General features: G+C 60.4%; 13 protein-coding genes. 3 read left to right on the forward strand and 10 right to left on the reverse strand.

Annotated elements, in window-relative coordinates:
* Nucleotides 1–102: 102 nt before the first annotated feature.
* Both VJU77_05815 and ccsA read left to right on the forward strand, forming a co-directional pair.
* Entirely contained in the window at nucleotides 103–4,356 is a 4,254-nt protein-coding gene (locus tag VJU77_05815; GenBank protein HKP02865.1) for a beta-propeller fold lactonase family protein, read from the forward strand.
* 58 nt (nucleotides 4,357–4,414) lie between these two features.
* The gene (ccsA, locus tag VJU77_05820; GenBank protein HKP02866.1) at nucleotides 4,415–6,184 is read left to right on the forward strand and encodes a cytochrome c biogenesis protein CcsA; all 1,770 of its coding nucleotides are present in this window, start codon (nucleotides 4,415–4,417) and stop codon (nucleotides 6,182–6,184) included.
* A 35-nt stretch (nucleotides 6,185–6,219) separates the two neighbouring features.
* Here ccsA and VJU77_05825 read toward each other — a convergent pair whose 3' ends face one another.
* Nucleotides 6,220–8,250 (reverse strand): S9 family peptidase, encoded by a 2,031-nt coding sequence (locus VJU77_05825; protein ID HKP02867.1) that lies wholly within the window; start codon nucleotides 8,248–8,250, stop codon nucleotides 6,220–6,222.
* Nucleotides 8,251–8,363: 113 nt separating this feature from the next.
* The gene (locus tag VJU77_05830) at nucleotides 8,364–9,581 is read right to left on the reverse strand and encodes a DEAD/DEAH box helicase (protein ID HKP02868.1); all 1,218 of its coding nucleotides are present in this window, start codon (nucleotides 9,579–9,581) and stop codon (nucleotides 8,364–8,366) included.
* A 108-nt stretch (nucleotides 9,582–9,689) separates the two neighbouring features.
* On the opposite strand from VJU77_05830, the gene VJU77_05835 reads away from it, so the two are divergent.
* Nucleotides 9,690–10,142: a metallophosphoesterase family protein gene (locus VJU77_05835; GenBank protein ID HKP02869.1), complete on the forward strand. Its 453-nt coding sequence runs from the start codon at nucleotides 9,690–9,692 to the stop codon at nucleotides 10,140–10,142.
* A gap of 43 nt (nucleotides 10,143–10,185) precedes the next feature.
* On the opposite strand, the gene VJU77_05840 is transcribed toward VJU77_05835, so the two are convergent.
* The 8 genes from VJU77_05840 to glmM all read right to left on the reverse strand — a co-directional run bounded on the left by VJU77_05840 (nucleotide 10,186) and on the right by glmM (nucleotide 16,605).
* Complete coding sequence (locus tag VJU77_05840) at nucleotides 10,186–10,395, reverse strand: hypothetical protein (protein ID HKP02870.1); 210 nt, start codon at nucleotides 10,393–10,395, stop codon at nucleotides 10,186–10,188.
* Nucleotides 10,396–10,697: 302 nt separating this feature from the next.
* Nucleotides 10,698–11,198, reverse strand: coding sequence for a 50S ribosomal protein L17 (rplQ, locus tag VJU77_05845; protein HKP02871.1), 501 nt, complete (start codon nucleotides 11,196–11,198; stop codon nucleotides 10,698–10,700).
* 39 nt (nucleotides 11,199–11,237) lie between these two features.
* Nucleotides 11,238–12,275, reverse strand: a complete 1,038-nt coding sequence (locus tag VJU77_05850) for a DNA-directed RNA polymerase subunit alpha (protein ID HKP02872.1) — start codon at nucleotides 12,273–12,275, stop codon at nucleotides 11,238–11,240.
* A gap of 331 nt (nucleotides 12,276–12,606) precedes the next feature.
* The gene (locus tag VJU77_05855; GenBank protein ID HKP02873.1) at nucleotides 12,607–13,044 is read right to left on the reverse strand and encodes a TPM domain-containing protein; all 438 of its coding nucleotides are present in this window, start codon (nucleotides 13,042–13,044) and stop codon (nucleotides 12,607–12,609) included.
* Between the two features lie 7 nt (nucleotides 13,045–13,051).
* Nucleotides 13,052–13,831 carry a TPM domain-containing protein gene (locus VJU77_05860; GenBank protein ID HKP02874.1) on the reverse strand — a complete coding sequence of 260 codons (780 nt, stop codon included), beginning with the start codon at nucleotides 13,829–13,831 and terminating at the stop codon, nucleotides 13,052–13,054.
* Between the two features lie 33 nt (nucleotides 13,832–13,864).
* Nucleotides 13,865–14,503: a LemA family protein gene (locus VJU77_05865; GenBank protein ID HKP02875.1), complete on the reverse strand. Its 639-nt coding sequence runs from the start codon at nucleotides 14,501–14,503 to the stop codon at nucleotides 13,865–13,867.
* 51 nt (nucleotides 14,504–14,554) lie between these two features.
* Nucleotides 14,555–15,190 carry an SMC-Scp complex subunit ScpB gene (gene scpB, locus VJU77_05870; protein ID HKP02876.1) on the reverse strand — a complete coding sequence of 212 codons (636 nt, stop codon included), beginning with the start codon at nucleotides 15,188–15,190 and terminating at the stop codon, nucleotides 14,555–14,557.
* A 23-nt stretch (nucleotides 15,191–15,213) separates the two neighbouring features.
* Nucleotides 15,214–16,605, reverse strand: coding sequence for a phosphoglucosamine mutase (gene glmM, locus VJU77_05875; GenBank protein HKP02877.1), 1,392 nt, complete (start codon nucleotides 16,603–16,605; stop codon nucleotides 15,214–15,216).
* Nucleotides 16,606–16,664 lie beyond the last annotated feature (59 nt).

A 16,664-nucleotide genomic window follows, 5' to 3' on the forward strand; every position in this document is an offset into this window, starting at 1 on the left:
CTGAAAGGATAATGGGATGCGCCCACCTCCGCCGGCAAGGTAACAACTCCGTTACATTTCACTGCTCGCGCGTGCTTAGTCGGCTCCCTATTTTCCGCGGGTATGACGAAGCCAAAGAGAACCACGTGGCCCCTCATCGGTGCAGCAATCACTCTCGCCCTTTGTCCGTTGATCTGGGTGTCGGTTTCCAAATCCCGAGCTGCGACCCCTTCCCGCCCGCAACTTTCGGCTCCGTTCACCATGCAGGTCCTTTCCACCAGCGCCGAAGCGCCGCTGGCATTGCGTTTCTTCACGACCGCGGTCAAAGCGGATTCGCGGGGCCGCGTCATCACCGGACCGACCAGCGATCCGGTGAAGGAAATCGTGGGGCCCGAAGCGGCCGGAGAACGCGGCGGAATGCAGCGGTTCACCAAGATCATGTTCGGCGCGGATTATATTAACGGCCGGCCCGATCCCGGCACCCGAATCGATCCGAATAATCCGCAGGTCCACAGTGGCAGTCAGCTCTGGCCGAATCGCGAGCAGCCGTTCCGGAGTCAACCTCGCTCCATCGCTTTGACTCCCGACGGGACTAAACTTTACGTCGCACTGCCTGGCCGCGAAGGATATCCCGACTGGCGGGTTTCCGTGGTCGATACCGCCACCCGCCGCGTGCTGAAGTGGATCGATCTGCGGCCGCCCGGAGTGGCCGCCGGTCTGCGCCCGATCAGCGTGAAAATCTCTCCGCTCAACCCGGCGATTTATCCGCGGCCTTACGCCGTTGTCCTGAATCAATATGGCAATTTCGCCTCGGTCATCGACACCGGCACCGATACCGTCCTCGGCGATTTTCCCACCGGCACCTACGGAGAGAAAGCGATCTTCAACAGCAACGGAACCCGGCTCTACCTGACGGACCGGTTCAAGGATCAGGTGCGCGCTTTTCGCATCGATGCGGGTCCGCGGTTTACTCAAATCGCCGAGATCCCAACGGGAATGACGGAGCTTGAGCGAGCGAATCCGCGTGATCTGGATTTGAGCGCGGATGGACGGACCCTTTACGTGGCGAACACGCTCGGGCACACCATCGCCGCGATCAATGTCGCGAACGACGCCAACACGCTGATCGGCAACCTGAACGTGGGCGGTCTGGCCACGGACGTAAAGATCAGTGGTCGCTGGGGGATCGTGTCCGGCCAGGAAACAAACACGGTGCTGAATGAGAAAGAGACCGGACATGGAGTGCCGACCATCGTGAACGGCGTGGCCATCAGAAATAATGGCCAGCCCCTTGGCTACACGCCGGTGATGAGCGATGCGACCAAGGCGACAACGTTCGACGACATCGGCAGCGAGCTAAACATCTTCGATACCCAGACGAACCGGTTTATCTTTCGCTACGTCGACAAGGGCCGGGATTTCTCGCAGCTCGTCACTCCCGGGCAAATCGTGGACCTGCACGACCATACCGAGGCGCAGAAGATCATTCGCGGAAGCGGGCCGGAACAGATGACGGTCAGAAACGGACTGCTTTTCGTCACCATGATCCACTCGGACAAGGTCGAAGTTTTTCGGATCAATCAAGCCCCGGCGGATGTGTCCGGAATTCTAACGCCGCTCGGATTCGAGTTCACCGGTGGCATTACCCCGGAAGGCATTGAAGTCTCTCCTGATGGCCGGACGGTTTACGCGGCCCATTTGCAGACGGAGGACATTTCCTTTCTGAGCGTGGACCAAAACGGGGTCCTTTCTCGCCAGGGTTATCTGGCGGTCGGGGTTACGCCAAGCACCCCTGACCCATCGAGGGGCGGGAATGGCTCCGGATTATTCGCGACCGATGAAGAAGTGGGGCTGCGCTGGTTCTTCTCTTCTGCGTATGCCGATGACGGACCGGTCGCCGGCGTGACTCCCGGCGGGTTCGACGCGCAAAAATCCTGCGGCTTTTGTCATTGGGATGGCCGGCAGGATGGCTGCCAATGGAATGTGGCCGCGAACGCGGTGGGCGGCGTCAAAGTTTGCCCGCAAAACAAAGACATCTCCGATAACTGGCCGGAATGGTACGAGGGTTTGAATAACGATTTCATGGCCTACGCCTCGGCTTGCAATGGCGAAGTGCTGCTCGGTGAACGCGCGCCCACTCCGCTTTTCCCGCAGACCGACATGGCGGAGCGGATGCACGCGCGGGAGGATTATGTTTTGCGCAAGACAGAAGAGAACTCGCGGGCAATCGGCCGGCCGGAGTTGAATGGAAAGGCTTTCAAGGTCGGTTACAACGAACTGGCATACCTCCAAATTCTCTGGTCGCAGAACGAAACCCGGCTCTTCCCGAATCCTCTTGCGCAAGTTCCGAGCTCTTCGGAGGCGGCGAAAGTCGAGCGGGGCCGGCAGATCTTTACCGGCAAAGTCTCACAGGGCGGCGCCGGCTGCGCGGATTGCCATCACAACGGGAACAAATTTACGAACGGGATCCTGGACGACACTTTCCAGGACTACAACATTCATGAACCGGGCGTGATCAGCGAAGATACCGTGGACGGGGAAGGCCCTTTCTTCCGGCCTGGCAACGATTACTTTTTCGAACCGTTCGCGCCACCCCAGGATGTCGGGACGCCGCAGAATTTCAGCAGCCGGAACACCAAACATCTCCGCGCGGTTTGGGATGCGGTCCCGAAATATTTGCACTACGGCGCGGCCCACACGCTGCGTGAAGTTTTGCTCACGCCAGATTCGCCTCTGCTCGCGCCCGGTGAACGCGGCTTTAATTTCCGGACTGTCCGGACCGATCACAGCCGGCCAACGGCAACCAGCTTCCTCGGCGGGCCCGCGGTGGTCCTGCCCACCCAGGTCCCGATCAGCTTCGCCGATAGCTCGGGCGCCCTGGCCGGCGATGCCAAAGGAGAGATCCTGGTCAGCCTCGACAGTCCCTTTGTCACAAACCCGGATGGTCGTGCGCAGATCGATCAACTGGGAACGAGCAATCTCATCCCGCTCGTGACCGGTGGACAGATCAATCCCGCGCTGGCCGCGAACAACATCCAGGTGATCAAGGACACCCACGGAAAGACTTCCCATTTGTCGGCGAACGATTTGGACGCGCTGATTCTCTATTTGAAATCGTTGGATCGGGCCACGGCTGGCGCGACGATCATCGTTCCGCCAGAGCCGCCTTCGCCGACGCCAAGCCCTTCCGCAACGGCCTCTCCGTCACCGAGCCCAACCGCAAGCCCTTCTCCCAGCGCCACGGTGAGTCCCTCTCCCAGTGCGACTGCCAGTCCTTCTCCCAGTGCAACTGCAAGTCCTTCTCCCAGCCCGAGCGCAAGTCCCTCCCCGAGTGCAACGGCGAGCCCTTCTCCAAGTGCGACGGTGAGTCCTTCTCCGAGCGCAACCGCGAGTCCTTCGCCAAGTGCAACGGTGAGTCCTTCTCCGAGCGCAACCGCGAGTCCTTCGCCAAGCGTTACGGTGAGTCCCTCTCCGAGTGCAACCGCCAGTCCTTCCCCAAGTGCAACCGCCAGTCCTTCCCCAAGTGCAACCGCGAGCCCTTCACCCAGCGCAACGGTAAGTCCTTCTCCCAGCACATCGCCCTCTCCCGGGTCGCGAAAAACGCAGGCCCTGAACATCTCGACCCGCATGCGGGTCCAGACCGGCGACAAAGTTATGATCGGCGGATTCATCATTACCGGCAGCGCGTCGAAGAATGTGGCTATTCGCGCGCTCGGTCCGTCCCTGCGACAAGCCGGCCTGGTTGATGTCCTGAATGATCCTATTCTCGAGTTGCGAGGAAGCGACGGAAGCCTCCTTAGCGAAAATGATAATTGGAAGGACGACTCGGCGGCCGCGAGCCAGCTCCAGGCCAGGGGCTTCGCTCTCCAGAATGATCTCGAGTCCGCGATCGTCGCGACGCTCGCCCCCGGCGCCTACACTGCCACCTTGCGCGGCAAGAACGAAACGACCGGCAACGCTTTGGTCGAGGTCTACGATCTCGACCAGGGCGCTAATTGCGAGCTGGCCAATATCAGCACGCGCGGCTCCGTCCAGGCTGGGGACTCGGTCATGATCGGCGGTTTTATTCTGGGCGGCCAGGATAGGGCCAAAATCCTGATCCGCGCGCTGGGACCATCGCTCGCGGAGTTCGGTGTCGCGGAAACACTTTCCAATCCCGCCCTTGAGTTGCGCGACGCGAACGGCGCGGTCCTGCAGCGGAACCAGAACTGGCGGGAGACCCAGGAAACAGCGATTCGCGCCACCGGATTGCCACCGGGCCGCGACGCGGAAGCAGCGATGGTGGCCGACCTGACGCCGGGCGCTTACACCGCAATCGTTTCCGGCGAAGACGGCGGCGGGGGCGTCGCACTCGTGGAAATCTTTAACCTGCCTTGACGGAGCGCGGGGCTTGGCCGTTGTGGAACGACCGCTCCTTCGATACAGTGCCTCCGTGGTGAAAACTCCGTTCCTCTGCGCCGCTCTTATCCTGGGCACGTTGTTGCGGGCTGCGCCTGTCCTCGCCCAGACCGCGAGTATGCCGGCGGCGGATTCTTCCTCACTCGATTTCAAACAGTTCGGGTTACTCGCCATTCAGGATGGCGGCCGGCGCAAACCGCTCGACACCTTCGCGCGTGAGACATTGATCAAGCTCACCGGCCGCTCGACCTACACCTCCGGCGCCAAAACGTGGCAGGCCAACGATGTGATTCTCTCGATGCTGCTCGATACCCACGATTGGAAAAGCGAGCCGATGATCCTGGTGTCGCTCGGAGAATTGAGAGAAAAGCTCGCCTTGCCGGGAGAGGAAAGACGTTTTCCCTTCGCGCGCCTGGCGGCGATGCCGGAGTTGAATGCGCTCGCGGGCGAGGCTCACGCCTTGCGCAAGGCGGAGAAGCCGCTCTCGCGTCTCCAAAGTGAAGTGATGAGCGTGACCGAACGTCTCACGCTTTTTTCCCATGTCCTGGACGGCAGCGCGTTTCTCATCGTGCCGGCGCCGGAGAAAACGACCGATCCCTGGATCGTGCCGCCGGCGTTCGCCCAGTTTTACAACGAGACCCAGTTCGCTCCCGTCCAGACCCCGTTGCAGGCCATGGCGAATGCCTACGTCAAGGGCGATGGCTTCGCGTTTAGCCGCGCGGCGAATCAATTGCGGGATGGTCTGCGCGGGCTGAGCCCGAAAATTTATCCCGAGGAGAAGCAGCTGCGTCTCGAATATTTCTACAATCATTGGGACGGATTTTATCGCGCGGCGTGGTCTTACGGGATCGCGCTCCTTCTGCTGGCAATCGCCCATCTGCGGGCATCTTCTGTAGCCGCTTCGCTGCGCGAAGCGCCGGAACGACAGAAACGCAGCTACCTCACAATCGCCGGAGTTGTTATCGCTATTGCCGGTCTGCTCTTCCACGCCAGCGGAATCGTCATGCGTTGCCTGATCGCGGGCCGTCCGCCGGTGACGAACATGTATGAATCCATCATCTGGGTTTCGTTCGCCGTTTCTTTCTTCGGGATGATCTTTTTCGCGCGCTACGGCGCGCCGGTTTATCTCCTCGCCGCGCTCCCGGTTTCGCTCGTCGGGCTTCTGCTCGTCCATCAAATGCCGATTGCCATGCCTTCGAGCATCGACCCGCTCGTTCCGGTCTTGCGCGATAACTTCTGGCTGACGATCCATGTCCTCACCATCACGCTCAGCTACGCCGCGTTCGCGCTCGCCATGGGGTTTGGGCACATCCTTCTTTTCCGCTACGCGCGCAATCCGGTCGCCGCGCGCGCGGATCAACCGATGCATTTCTGGCTTTATCGGGTGCTCCAGCTCGGCGTCATCCTCCTCGCCGCCGGCACGATTCTCGGCGGAGTTTGGGCCAATTATTCGTGGGGCCGTTTCTGGGGGTGGGACCCGAAAGAGACCTGGGCGCTGATCGCGCTCCTTTGTTACATCCTCACCTTGCACGGCCGCCTGGCCGGGTGGTGGACCCAGTTCGGCCTGGTCGTGGCGAGCGTCGTCTGTTTCCTGGCGGTCTTGATGGCCTGGTACGGGGTGAACTTCGTCCTTGGCAAGGGCTTGCATAGCTATGGCTTCGGCATCGGCGGCGAGACCTACGTGGCCGGTTTCATCATTGCCGATCTCCTTTTCGTCGCGTTCGCCATTTGGCGTTACCGCAGCACGAAATCCGTCCGTCCCTCAACATCGCCTGCCACCGTCCCCGCCGAACAAATCGCCGCCTAGTCGCGGTCGACACCTCCGTGAAGGCGGCCCTGTCTTCAGGGCTTGGCCGTGGTGGGCGGCGTAAGCCATTTCGCGTACCACTCCAAGTACCGTTTGTAACGATCGATGATGTAGCTCGGTTTCTTCAGGCCGTGGTTTTGCCCGGGATAAATCACCAGCTCCGTCGGCACTCCCAGGCTGCGCAACGCCTGGTACATCTGTTCGGTATTGAGCAGCGGCACATTGAAATCGGCTTCGCCACAAAGAAAAAGGGTCGGCGTTTTAATCTTGTCCGCCTGGAGAAAGGGATAGGAAATCCGCATCCAGGTGTCCCGGTTTTTCCATGGGACGCCGAGCTCGTTTTCGTAATCGCGCAGGTACTGGTCGGTCCCGTAACCGGCGAGCACGTTCGAGATCGAGGCGCCGCTGGTGGCAGCCTTGAACCGGGTCGTGGTGGCGATGAGATAATTTGTGGAGATGCCGCCGTAACTCCAGCCACCGACGCCGAGCCGATCCGGATCAGCCAGCCCGCGCGTCACGGCGTCATCCACCGAAGCGAGGTCGTCCTCGACGTCGCGATGGCCCCAATCCGCATAAATCCCCATGGCGAACTTCTCGCCGCGCCCGGTTGAGCCGCGCGGATTTGGCAGGATGACCGTGTAGCCGTTGGCCGCGAAGAGCTGCGCCTCGAAATTGAAGTCGCAGGCGTACTGAGACTGCGGCCCGCCATGCGGCCGGAGCAACGACGGCGGCTTTGTTCCTCCAGCCGGCGGATCGACCGGATTCACGACGAAGCCATGGATTTCTGTCCCGTCCGCGCTTTTGAATTTTGTTTCCTCGACGCGCGCGAGCCGCAAGTCCTTCAGGAACGGTTCGGTCTGCTTCGTCAGATCGCGGAGCTTGTCTTTCTCGACGGCGAAGATTTCATACGGACGATCCGGGGTGCTGGCGCGGACGATAACATTTCCGCTCCGGCTGACGTCATAGGCTGTGACTCTTCGCCGGCCATTCGTCACCGGCTGCGGCGCGCCGCCTTCGACCGATACCCGCATGAGATTCTGCGCGCCGTCATCTTCCACCACCGCGAAAATCGATTTCCCGTCCGGCGCCCAATGCGGTTGGAAAACATTGCGATCCAGCTTTTCGGTCAGGATTTTCGCCTGGCCGCCGGCCGCTGGAATTATCGCGAGCGAATTGACCGCGTATTCGATCTTCTTCGGATCGCCACCGTGAAGATACGCGATCCATTTCCCATCGGGACTCCAGGCCGGCGCGCTGTCCCAATCCGGATGCGGATCGGCTTCCGGCGAAGTCGTGAGCTGGCGTTCCTTTCCCCCGCGCTCGGCCGCGACGACCCAGACATCCCAGTTTTCGGTGCGGTCCGGGTCGTCCCCGCGCTTCGTCACAAACGCGATCTCTTTGCCGTCCGGCGACCAGGCAGGCCAGAGATCATCGTGTTTGCCGGAAGTGAGCGGCTCGACCTTGCGCGACGCGAGATCAAGCAATTGCAGGTGGGAAAAGCGTTCGGTGAGATAACCGTCGATGTCCTTCTTGAAGAAAAGGCGATTGATCACCAGCGGCGGGACCGTCTTTTTCTCCTTCTCTTTCTTCTCCGGCTCGCGCGGATCGGGATCGTGGATGACGAGAACGATCCGCTTCGAATCGGGCGACCAGGCAAAATCTTCCACGCCGCCCTTCGTTTCGGTCAGCTTTTCCGCTTCGCCGCCGCCAATCGGGAGGACCCAAAGCTGGTCGTTTTCGTTGTCGTCTTCGCGGCCAGACAAGAACGCGATCCATTTTCCGTCAGGGCTCCAGCGGGGATGCTTTTGTCCTTTGAGGCCGAAAGTCAGGGCGCGGTTTTCCGAACCATCCCATTTGGCCAGCCAGAGATTCCCGGGCCGTTTGTCCTTCTCCATGTCGGCGACCTTGACGACGTAGGCGACGAAGTTCCCGTCTGGCGAAATATTCGGCTCGTCGACGTCGCGCAGGGCGGCGAAGTCCTCCGGTTTCAGCGTTCGTGGATCGGCCTGACAGATGCTGGCTGCGGCGAGAGCGAGAAGGGCAAACGAGACGGCTTGTTTTCTCATGGCGGATTGATTCTCACACAAAGGTCACCAAGGGACACAACGGAATCGGTAGAGGGAAGGCCAATTCCCAATACCTTTGCGATCCTTGGTGACCTTTGCGTGACGAATCGTCTTTACCGGCGCCGCCGGCCGAATGAATACCCGCGATGGGTGCGTCCGCCGCCGATGGAACGTTTGCCCCCTTCGCTCGATTCCGGCTCGAAAAGCGCCGTGTAGAGATAAGGGAAACCGTCCAGCTTCAGGCGGGGAATCTTTTGCCCCATGAATCGCTCGATCGAGTGCAGGGAGGCCAACTCTTCGCCATTCATCAGGGTAAAAGCGTCGCCCACGTTTTGGGCCCGGCCGGTCCGCCCAATGCGGTGCACATAATCCTCCGGGTGTTCCGGAACATCGTAATTAATAACGTGGCTCACCCCGGCGATGTCGATGCCGCGGGCGGCAATATCCGTCGCCACCATGATTTCGTATTTGCCACTCTTGAATCCTTCGAGGGCTTCGACCCGCTCGCGCTGGGTCCGGTTCGAATGCATCACCGCAACCGAGTGCCGGCCTTGTTTTAGCCGGACCGCGATCTTGTCCGCCCCGTGCTTTGTCCGGCTGAAAATCAGGGCGCTGTCAAAATTCGTCCGCTCGAGCAGGGCCATGAGCAGATCGAATTTTTGCTCGGCCGCGACCGGATAAACCGCGTGCGTAACCGTCTCCGCCGGCGAACGCCGCGCTCCAATCTCCACCATCTGCGGATCGCGCAGCACCCACGCGGCCAGCCGCTCGATCTCAGGCGGGAGCGTCGCGGAAAAAAGGAGTGTCTGCCGATCGGCCGAGATTTGTTCGACGATCCGGCGCACGTCCGGGAGAAACCCCATGTCGAGCATCCGGTCGACTTCATCGAGGACGAGAATGTTGACGTTGCGAAAACTGAGGGAGCCTTGCTCCACGAGGTCGAGCAGCCGTCCCGGAGTGGCGACGACGATGTCGACACCGCGAGCGGCCTCCTCGCGTTGCTTGCCGTAGCCCACCCCGCCGTGGACCACGGAAACCTGCAGATCGGTGAATCGGCCGTAATCGCGAAAGGCGGTTTCGACCTGCGCTGCGAGCTCGCGGGTGGGCTCGAGGACGAGGCAGCGGAAATTCCCGCGCTTGGCCAGCAGGGTTAGAATCGGAAGGGCGAAGGCCGCGGTCTTGCCGGTGCCGGTCTGCGCGGTCCCGATCAAGTCTTTCCCGGCGAGAACGATCGGGAAAGCCCGGAGCTGGATCGGCGTCGGCTCGGTGAATCCCATCGCCTGGGTGCCGCGCACGACTTCTGTCGAAAGGCCAAAATCTTTAAATGACACGCGATGAATCTACTCTCGTTAGGGCATCACACAACGGGCACAAAGGAACTCAACGAAAGATCCAATAAACCTTTGTGATCCGTTGTCTCCGTTGTGCGAGAATCCAAAATGCCTGCGTCGCTCCGCATCTTTGTTCTCGCCGACACCCACGATAAACTGCCGGCGAAGGTCGAAGCGATGGCGGCCGACGCGGATGAGATCTGGCATCTGGGCGATGTTTGTGCGCCTGCCATTCTGCAAGCAATCGAGACGTTCGGACCGCGCGTCACCGTCGTGCGGGGAAATTGCGACGGCACTTTCGAATGGCCCCTTACGGTCGATCTGGAGCGAAACGGCATTCGGTTTCGCCTCGTCCACATTCCTCCGGACGATGCGCCCGAGGAGGTCGAGGTGGTCCTGCACGGCCACACGCACGTGCCACGAAATGAGCGGCGGAACGGTGTCCTCTTCCTGAATCCCGGTTGCGTTACCCGGCCAAATCGGGGCGCGCCGCCTAGCGTTGCGACCTTGGAAATTGCCGCCGATGGAAAATTAGCGTGGCGACTCCTGCCCCTGCGCTGACTCGCGCACCGCTGACCGAACGGCCAGCGGCCACGCGGCGAAATTAACTTTGGGAAACGATCGGGGTCACGGCGCGCTCGCTATTGGCGAACGGCGAGGGAATGCGCAGATGAGCGAACTGCCAGATGCCGATGACGGCGCTCACAACGAGCAGGCTGTAAACGACGATTTCAAACAGGCTGCGCTCTTCGGATTGAAGAAGCATCGCGTAGGTTGATTTACGAACTTGGTTTTTGGTCGGGTTTGTTTTCATAAGAAATTGTTGGTTGACCCTTCCTTATGCAATGCCCGTGCCACGGCCGGGAACAAAGTTATAAACTACTGAACGACAATTCATTGCAATTGAGACGCAGTTCTGCTGTGCGCGGAAGATATTCCGGCGCCGGGATCAGGCCGTTCCGATTTTGGGACGGTTCGGGGACCGCTGGAATCTAGTGGGACCGACGGTCAGAGACCGAAGCTACAGGTGCCGCGAGACGCAGCGATGGTCAGTCTCGGCGGCTCGACAGCGTCTCGCCGCATAAGAGGGCGGTTTGGAAAGCGCCCCTCCTTGGGCTACTTCTCTTCGCTTTCGGTCTCGGTCTCGGTCTCGTCGCTCTTCTTGGATTTCCGGTCCGGCTTCGCCTCGCTCTTGGCTTCAGCCTTGGCGCCCTTGCGCTTTTTCCCCTTTTCTTCCGGCTCCACTTCCTCCACGACCAGGGGCGCGTCGATCCACTCGATGAACGCCACCGGCGCCGCATCGCTTTTACGGGCGCCGAGCTTCACGATCCGGGTGTATCCGCCATTTCGCGTCGCCGAACGAGGCGCGATATCCTCGAACAACTTCTTGACCGCGCCCTTCTGCCGGAGCACCGCCATCGCAGTGCGCCGGGCATGGAGCGAGCCTTTCTTTCCGAGCGTCACCATCTTCTCGGCCAGGGGACGAACCGCCTTGGCTTTCGCGAGAGTGGTCTTGATCCGCTGGTGCTCGATCAAGCTGCAAACCAGGTTGGCCAGGAGCGCTTTCCGGTGCTCCGCGGTGCGGCCCAGTTTCAAAGTCTTCTTTTGGTGTCTCATGGATTCATCCTCGACGCTGACAGTTGCCTAACGAGTGGTCTACTTTTCGTCGTCGGCCGAACCATTCATGCCGGCGTCCGAGGCGATCGGGGTTTCCACCAGGCCCGGATCGAATTTCATCCCGAGACCCAGCTGCAATTGCTGGAGTTTATCCTTGATCTCGTTGAGCGATTTCTTGCCGAAGTTCCGGTACTTGAGCATCTCGGCCTCCGTCTTCTGGGCCAGCTGGCCGACGGTGGTGATGTTTGCGTTGTTCAGGCAATTGGCGGCCCGGACGCTGAGCTCAATCTCATTGACGCTCATGTTGAGAAGCTTCTTGAGCTTCATGTTCTCCTCGCTCACTCCGGCCGGTGTTTCGTCGAACTCGATCACGTCTTCGTTGAAATTCACGAACACATCGAGGTGATGGCGCAGGATCGCGGACGCCTGGAGAAGCGCGTCGTCCGGCGTCAAACGGCCATCGGTCCAGACTTCGAGGATGAGCTTGTCATAATCGGTCCGCTGGCCGACGCGGGTGTTTTCGACGGCGTATTTCACCCGGGTGACCGGCGAAAAAATGGAATCGATCGGGATCAGGCCGATCGGCTGATCGGCGCGCTTGTTTTCATCGCCCGTGGCAAAACCGCGTCCCACGCGCACTTCGAGCTCGGCGTCGAACTTGTGCTTCTTGTCCATCGTGCAGATGAGCTGATCGGGATTCAGAACTTCGTAGCCCTGGACGAGCTGGATATCGCCGGCGGTGACTTCGCCTTCCTTGTTGATCGAGAGGGAGAGCTTGCGCGGCTCGTGTTCGGCGGCCTTGAATTTGATCCGCTTGAGATTGAGGACGATGTCGGTCACGTCCTCGACCACGCCGGGCAGAGTGGCGAACTCATGTTGCGCGCCGGTGATTTTCACCGCGGTGATGGCAGCGCCTTCCAGCGACGAGAGAAGCACGCGGCGAAGCGAATTGCCGACGGTGTGACCGTAGCCGGCTTCAAAGGGTTCAGCGACAAAACGCGCGTAGGTTTCCGTGGCGCCGTGCTCGTCTTTGACGAGGGTCTTCGGCATTTCAAAACGACCGTAATGAACTGGCATGATCTGAATTAAGAAGCAAAAAGGTAAGAAGTAAGAAAATGCTGTAGAAGACACTTCTTCCTTCTTAATTCTGCCTTCTTCCTTTCCTTCGCGCCGGGTTACCCCTGACGAGTGCGGCCTCGCGTCCAGCGACGGAGACCCAGGGACCAACGGCGCAACTTCAAAAACTCGTTGCGGGACGGGAATGAACACCAGAAACCGGGGTTCGCAAGTCCCTTCTGTGGCGTCCGCCTGCCGGTGACGTTGTAGAGTGCGCTGTCACCAGCGCATCCCAGCCAGTCCGCTGGCGACAGCGGACGCTACAACGCTTCGCATAGCGAAGCGGCTACAGTCAGCCCTCTACAATCTCATCCGGCAGCTCGTTCGTCGCCGGGCCGGTTCGCGGGAAATACTTCGCCAGCAATTGGCCGGTTGCCGTGATCGCCTCCACCAGGGCCTCCGTGAAGTCTTCCCGGAGGAAATGCTCCCGCATGCGGGCCACCAACTCCTGCCAGAATTGTTCGCCGCATTTCTGATGAACTCCTTCATCGCCGATGACCGCGAACTTCTGGGCTCGAGGCGCGACAAAAATCAGGACCGCATTTCGCTCCTTCGTCTTCTGCATCCCCAGCTGCAGAAATTTCTTCCCCGCCCGATCCAGCGTGTCGTCTTCGAATCTGCCCCGCTGCAAAAACACCCGGATCTGCCCGGAAGTCTTCGCCTCCGCATCCTTGATCGCCCTGGTGATGCGATCGTGTTCGAGCTGCTGGATAAACCGATGAGTTCGCATGGTGCAGTTACCAGTCCGAACCGGCGCCTCCGCCACCAAAGCTGCCGCCGCCGCCGCTGAATCCGCTAAAGCCGCCCCCGGAAGATGAAGAAGAGCCGCCCGACCAACCGCCTCCGCTGCCCCAACCACTGCTAATGAACGGTCCGCCGAAGCCGGAATAGCCGTATCCGCCTCGCCGCCGCCCCAGCCTCATGATCGCCAGGACGATGATCAGCATGATGATGAAGCCAAGTGCACCAGCGCCGTTGGAGGTGGTCGACCGGCTTTTCTCCCGGACGGTCCGGCCATCGCCCTTGTACTCGCCGAGAATCGCTTTCTGCATCAGGTCAACGCCTTCCTCTAATCCGCCGGCATAATCTCCTGTTCGGAACCGCGGCTTAATGTGCCGCTCCGTGATGTCGAAGGCAGTGAGATCGGGCAACGCGCCTTCGAGGCCGTAGCCGACCTGGATAAACATCTTGCGATCGTCCACAAAGACGAAAAGCACCGCGCCGTTGCGCTTGTCCGCCTGTCCGACCTTCCACGTTTCAGCGATGCGACGCGTGTAATCCGCGATGTCCGAATCGGTCTCCATTTTCCGGAAGACCGCCACGAGGACCTGATTCGAGGTTTCCCGCTCGAACTGAGCGAGCTTTTCGTTGAGAGCGAGCGCTTTCTCCTTGGAGACGACGTTCGCGTAATCGTTGAAATACCCCGCCGGCTTCGGGGGCATGACTTCGGCCGCGATGAGCAAACTGGCGCTAAGGACGAGCGCTACGCCAACCGCGAAGATAGGCCGAATATGCATCGATGGCGGACGCCGCCGCGCGGCGTCCCTACCTTACGGGGTCGCCGCCGGCGATACCGCTGGTGCCGGTTTGTTGAAATCGAATTTCACGTCCGGCGCCTTTTCCGCTCCCGGGGCGGCATTGAAGAACGGCCGTTCCTTGAAGCCAAACATCTTGTTCAACATGTTGGTCGGAAAAGTCGCGAGGGCCGTGTTGTACTCCTGCACCGCGGTGTTGAAATTGTTGCGCTCCACCGAAATTCGGTTCTCGGTTCCCTCGAGTTGCTTTTGGAGGTTTTGGAATGCCTCCGTCGCCCGAAGCTGCGGATAATTCTCGCTCACTACCAGGAGGCGCGATAAAGCCGCGCTCAATTGCCCCTGCGCCTGCTGGAATTTCTCGAGCTCGGCCGCTTCCGTCGGCGCCTTGCTCGGATCGAGCTTCACCTGGCCAACACTGGCCCGGGCGTTCGTGACCTCCGTCAGGGTCGACTTCTCGAAGTTCGCCGCTCCCTGCACGGTGCTGACCAAATTTGGAATCAGGTCGGCCCGCCGTTGATAGACCGACTGCACATCGGCCCACTTCTTGTTCACCGTCTGTTCGAGGGCGACGAGCCGGTTATAGCTCCCGCAGCCGGAGAGGCTGAAGAACGACGCGAACGCCAACAGTTTGCCGAATTGGAGAAATGTTTTCATAAGCCAGAACGCGCCCTGCGCGGATAAATCGTCGTTAAATGGCCACGTAAGTCAATCCTGCGCAGCCGGTTCAGCCGGTGGTTGCTCGGCTGGGGCAGGCTCGGTTTCTTTTCGCGGGGCCGTCGGCAGGTAACGGGTCCGCAATTCTTCGGCATTCGGCAACTCGTCGAGATCGCGGAGGCCAAAATGTTCGAGGAAAAACTGGGTGGTTTCGTAGAGAAGCGGGCGTCCCGGAACTTCCGCGCGGCCGGCAATCTTCACGAGGCCGCGCTCCATCAGGCTCTGGAGGACGCCATCGACGGCCACTCCCCGAACCGCTTCGATGTCGGCGCGGGTGATTGGTTGCCGGTAGGCGACAATGGCCAGCGTCTCCAGCGAGGGCGGAGTCAGACGCGCCGGTTTGACGGCCGGAAACAATTGCCGAACCCACGACGCATACGCCGGATCGCTCACGAGCTGCCAGCCCTCTGCTCTTTCCGCCAATTGGAAGGCGCGGCCCTGCTCGATGTAATTGATCTTCAATTCTTCGAGAGCGACGGCTACCTGACTTTCGGTGGCTTTCGCGAATTCGTTAGGCAGGAGGTCTTCATCGCTGCCCGCGCCTTTGATGGCGGCGACCAGCTCACGTGTTGTCAGCGGTTTTTGGGCGGCGAAAAGGAGCGCTTCGATTACCTGGGTGAGACTCATATGCCGTATATGACCTATAGGACCTATATTCCTATCGCTTTCTCGATCGCTTCCGCGATCCGGTTTGCCTGGCGATCTATTTGCTCCGGCTCGCGGCCCTCGATCAACAGCCGGATCTTCGGTTCCGTGCCCGAGTAGCGCAGGAGCACCCGGCCTTTTCCCGAAAGCTCCTTCTCCGCGTCGCCCACCAGCTTCATCACCGCGGGCAACTCTTCGAGGGGGCGTTTCTCTTTCACCTTCAGGTTCCGCTGCGCCTGCGGATATTTCTTGAGGCATTGCTTGAGCTCGCTCAACGGCCGGCCCGTCGCCTTCATGATCCGCAATACCTGGAGCGCGCTGATGATCCCATCGCCCGTGGTAGTGAAATCGCGAAAGATCATGTGGCCGCTTTGTTCGCCACCGAGATTCAAATTCCGCTCCAGCATCTCCTCGATCACGTAACGATCGCCGACCTTCGCCCGGATCACTTTCCCGCCCCGCGACGTGAGCGCTTCGTCCAATCCGAAATTGCTCATGACCGTGGCAACGAGCGTCTGCTCCCGGAGCCGCCCTGATTCCAACAGATCCACCGCGGCGATCGCCAGGATCTCGTCGCCGTCCACCAGCTCGCCCTTCTCGTCGCAGAGCAGGGCCCGGTCGGCATCGCCATCGTGGGTAATACCGATTTGAGCGCCGCTTTCCCGAACCGCGCGCTGGATTTCAGCGGGGTAGGTGCTGCCGCAATCGGCGTTGATGTTCGTCCCGCTCGGCTCGTCGTGCACCACCGTCAGGTCGGCGCCCAGCTCGCGCAAAATGCAGGGGGTCGATTTGTAGGCGGCGCCGTTGGCCACATCCACGGCGATCCGCATTTTTTCGAGCGACATTCCGCGTGGGAAACTTGCCTTGGCAAACTCGACATAACGGCCGAGCGCGTCATCGATTCGCCGGGCCCGCCCGATTTTTCCGGCAGTCGGCCGAATGGAATCGATCTCGCCGCTGAAGACCAAATCTTCGATCTGCTGCTCGATCTGGTCGTCGAGCTTGTAGCCGTCGTGGCGGAAGAATTTGATGCCGTTGTCCTCGTAAGGATTATGCGACGCCGAGAGGACGATGCCGGCATCCGCGCGAAGCGAACGCGTGATGTAAGCGACGCCGGGCGTCGGCAGCGGCCCGATCAGGAGGACGTCTACGCCGAGCGAAGTGATTCCGGCCACGAGAGCGTTTTCCAGCATGTAACCCGAGAGCCGGGTGTCTTTGCCGAGCACGATCTTGGGCCGCGCCCCGGAAGGATGCTCGCGCGGATTCAGCTTCGTGAAAATGTGGGCGGCGGCGCGACCGAGCTTCAATGCCGTCTCGGCCGTAACCGGCTCGACATTAGCCACGCCCCGGACGCCATCCGTCCCGAAAATCTTTTTCGCCTGCGCCACGCTGGTCATTGTAGCGGCGGTCTCTGACCGTCGACAACGTTTATCACAAGCTTGCCTTCGGCGTCATA

The sequence above is a fragment of the Chthoniobacterales bacterium genome, assembly GCA_035274845.1.
In the GTDB taxonomy this organism is placed as follows: Bacteria; Verrucomicrobiota; Verrucomicrobiia; order Chthoniobacterales; family UBA10450; genus AV80.

Coding starts and splice junctions, on each gene's coding strand:
- VJU77_05840 (HKP02870.1), bottom strand. CDS start 10,395: ATGAAAACAAACCCGACCAAAAACCAAGTTCGTAAATCAACCTACGCG.
- glmM (HKP02877.1), bottom strand. CDS start 16,605: ATGACCAGCGTGGCGCAGGCGAAAAAGATTTTCGGGACGGATGGCGTC.
- VJU77_05860 (HKP02874.1), bottom strand. CDS start 13,831: ATGCATATTCGGCCTATCTTCGCGGTTGGCGTAGCGCTCGTCCTTAGC.
- VJU77_05835 (HKP02869.1), top strand. CDS start 9,690: ATGCCTGCGTCGCTCCGCATCTTTGTTCTCGCCGACACCCACGATAAA.
- VJU77_05850 (HKP02872.1), bottom strand. CDS start 12,275: ATGCCAGTTCATTACGGTCGTTTTGAAATGCCGAAGACCCTCGTCAAA.
- scpB (HKP02876.1), bottom strand. CDS start 15,190: ATGAGTCTCACCCAGGTAATCGAAGCGCTCCTTTTCGCCGCCCAAAAA.
- VJU77_05855 (HKP02873.1), bottom strand. CDS start 13,044: ATGCGAACTCATCGGTTTATCCAGCAGCTCGAACACGATCGCATCACC.
- VJU77_05815 (HKP02865.1), top strand. CDS start 103: ATGACGAAGCCAAAGAGAACCACGTGGCCCCTCATCGGTGCAGCAATC.
- VJU77_05865 (HKP02875.1), bottom strand. CDS start 14,503: ATGAAAACATTTCTCCAATTCGGCAAACTGTTGGCGTTCGCGTCGTTC.
- rplQ (HKP02871.1), bottom strand. CDS start 11,198: ATGAGACACCAAAAGAAGACTTTGAAACTGGGCCGCACCGCGGAGCAC.
- VJU77_05825 (HKP02867.1), bottom strand. CDS start 8,250: ATGAGAAAACAAGCCGTCTCGTTTGCCCTTCTCGCTCTCGCCGCAGCC.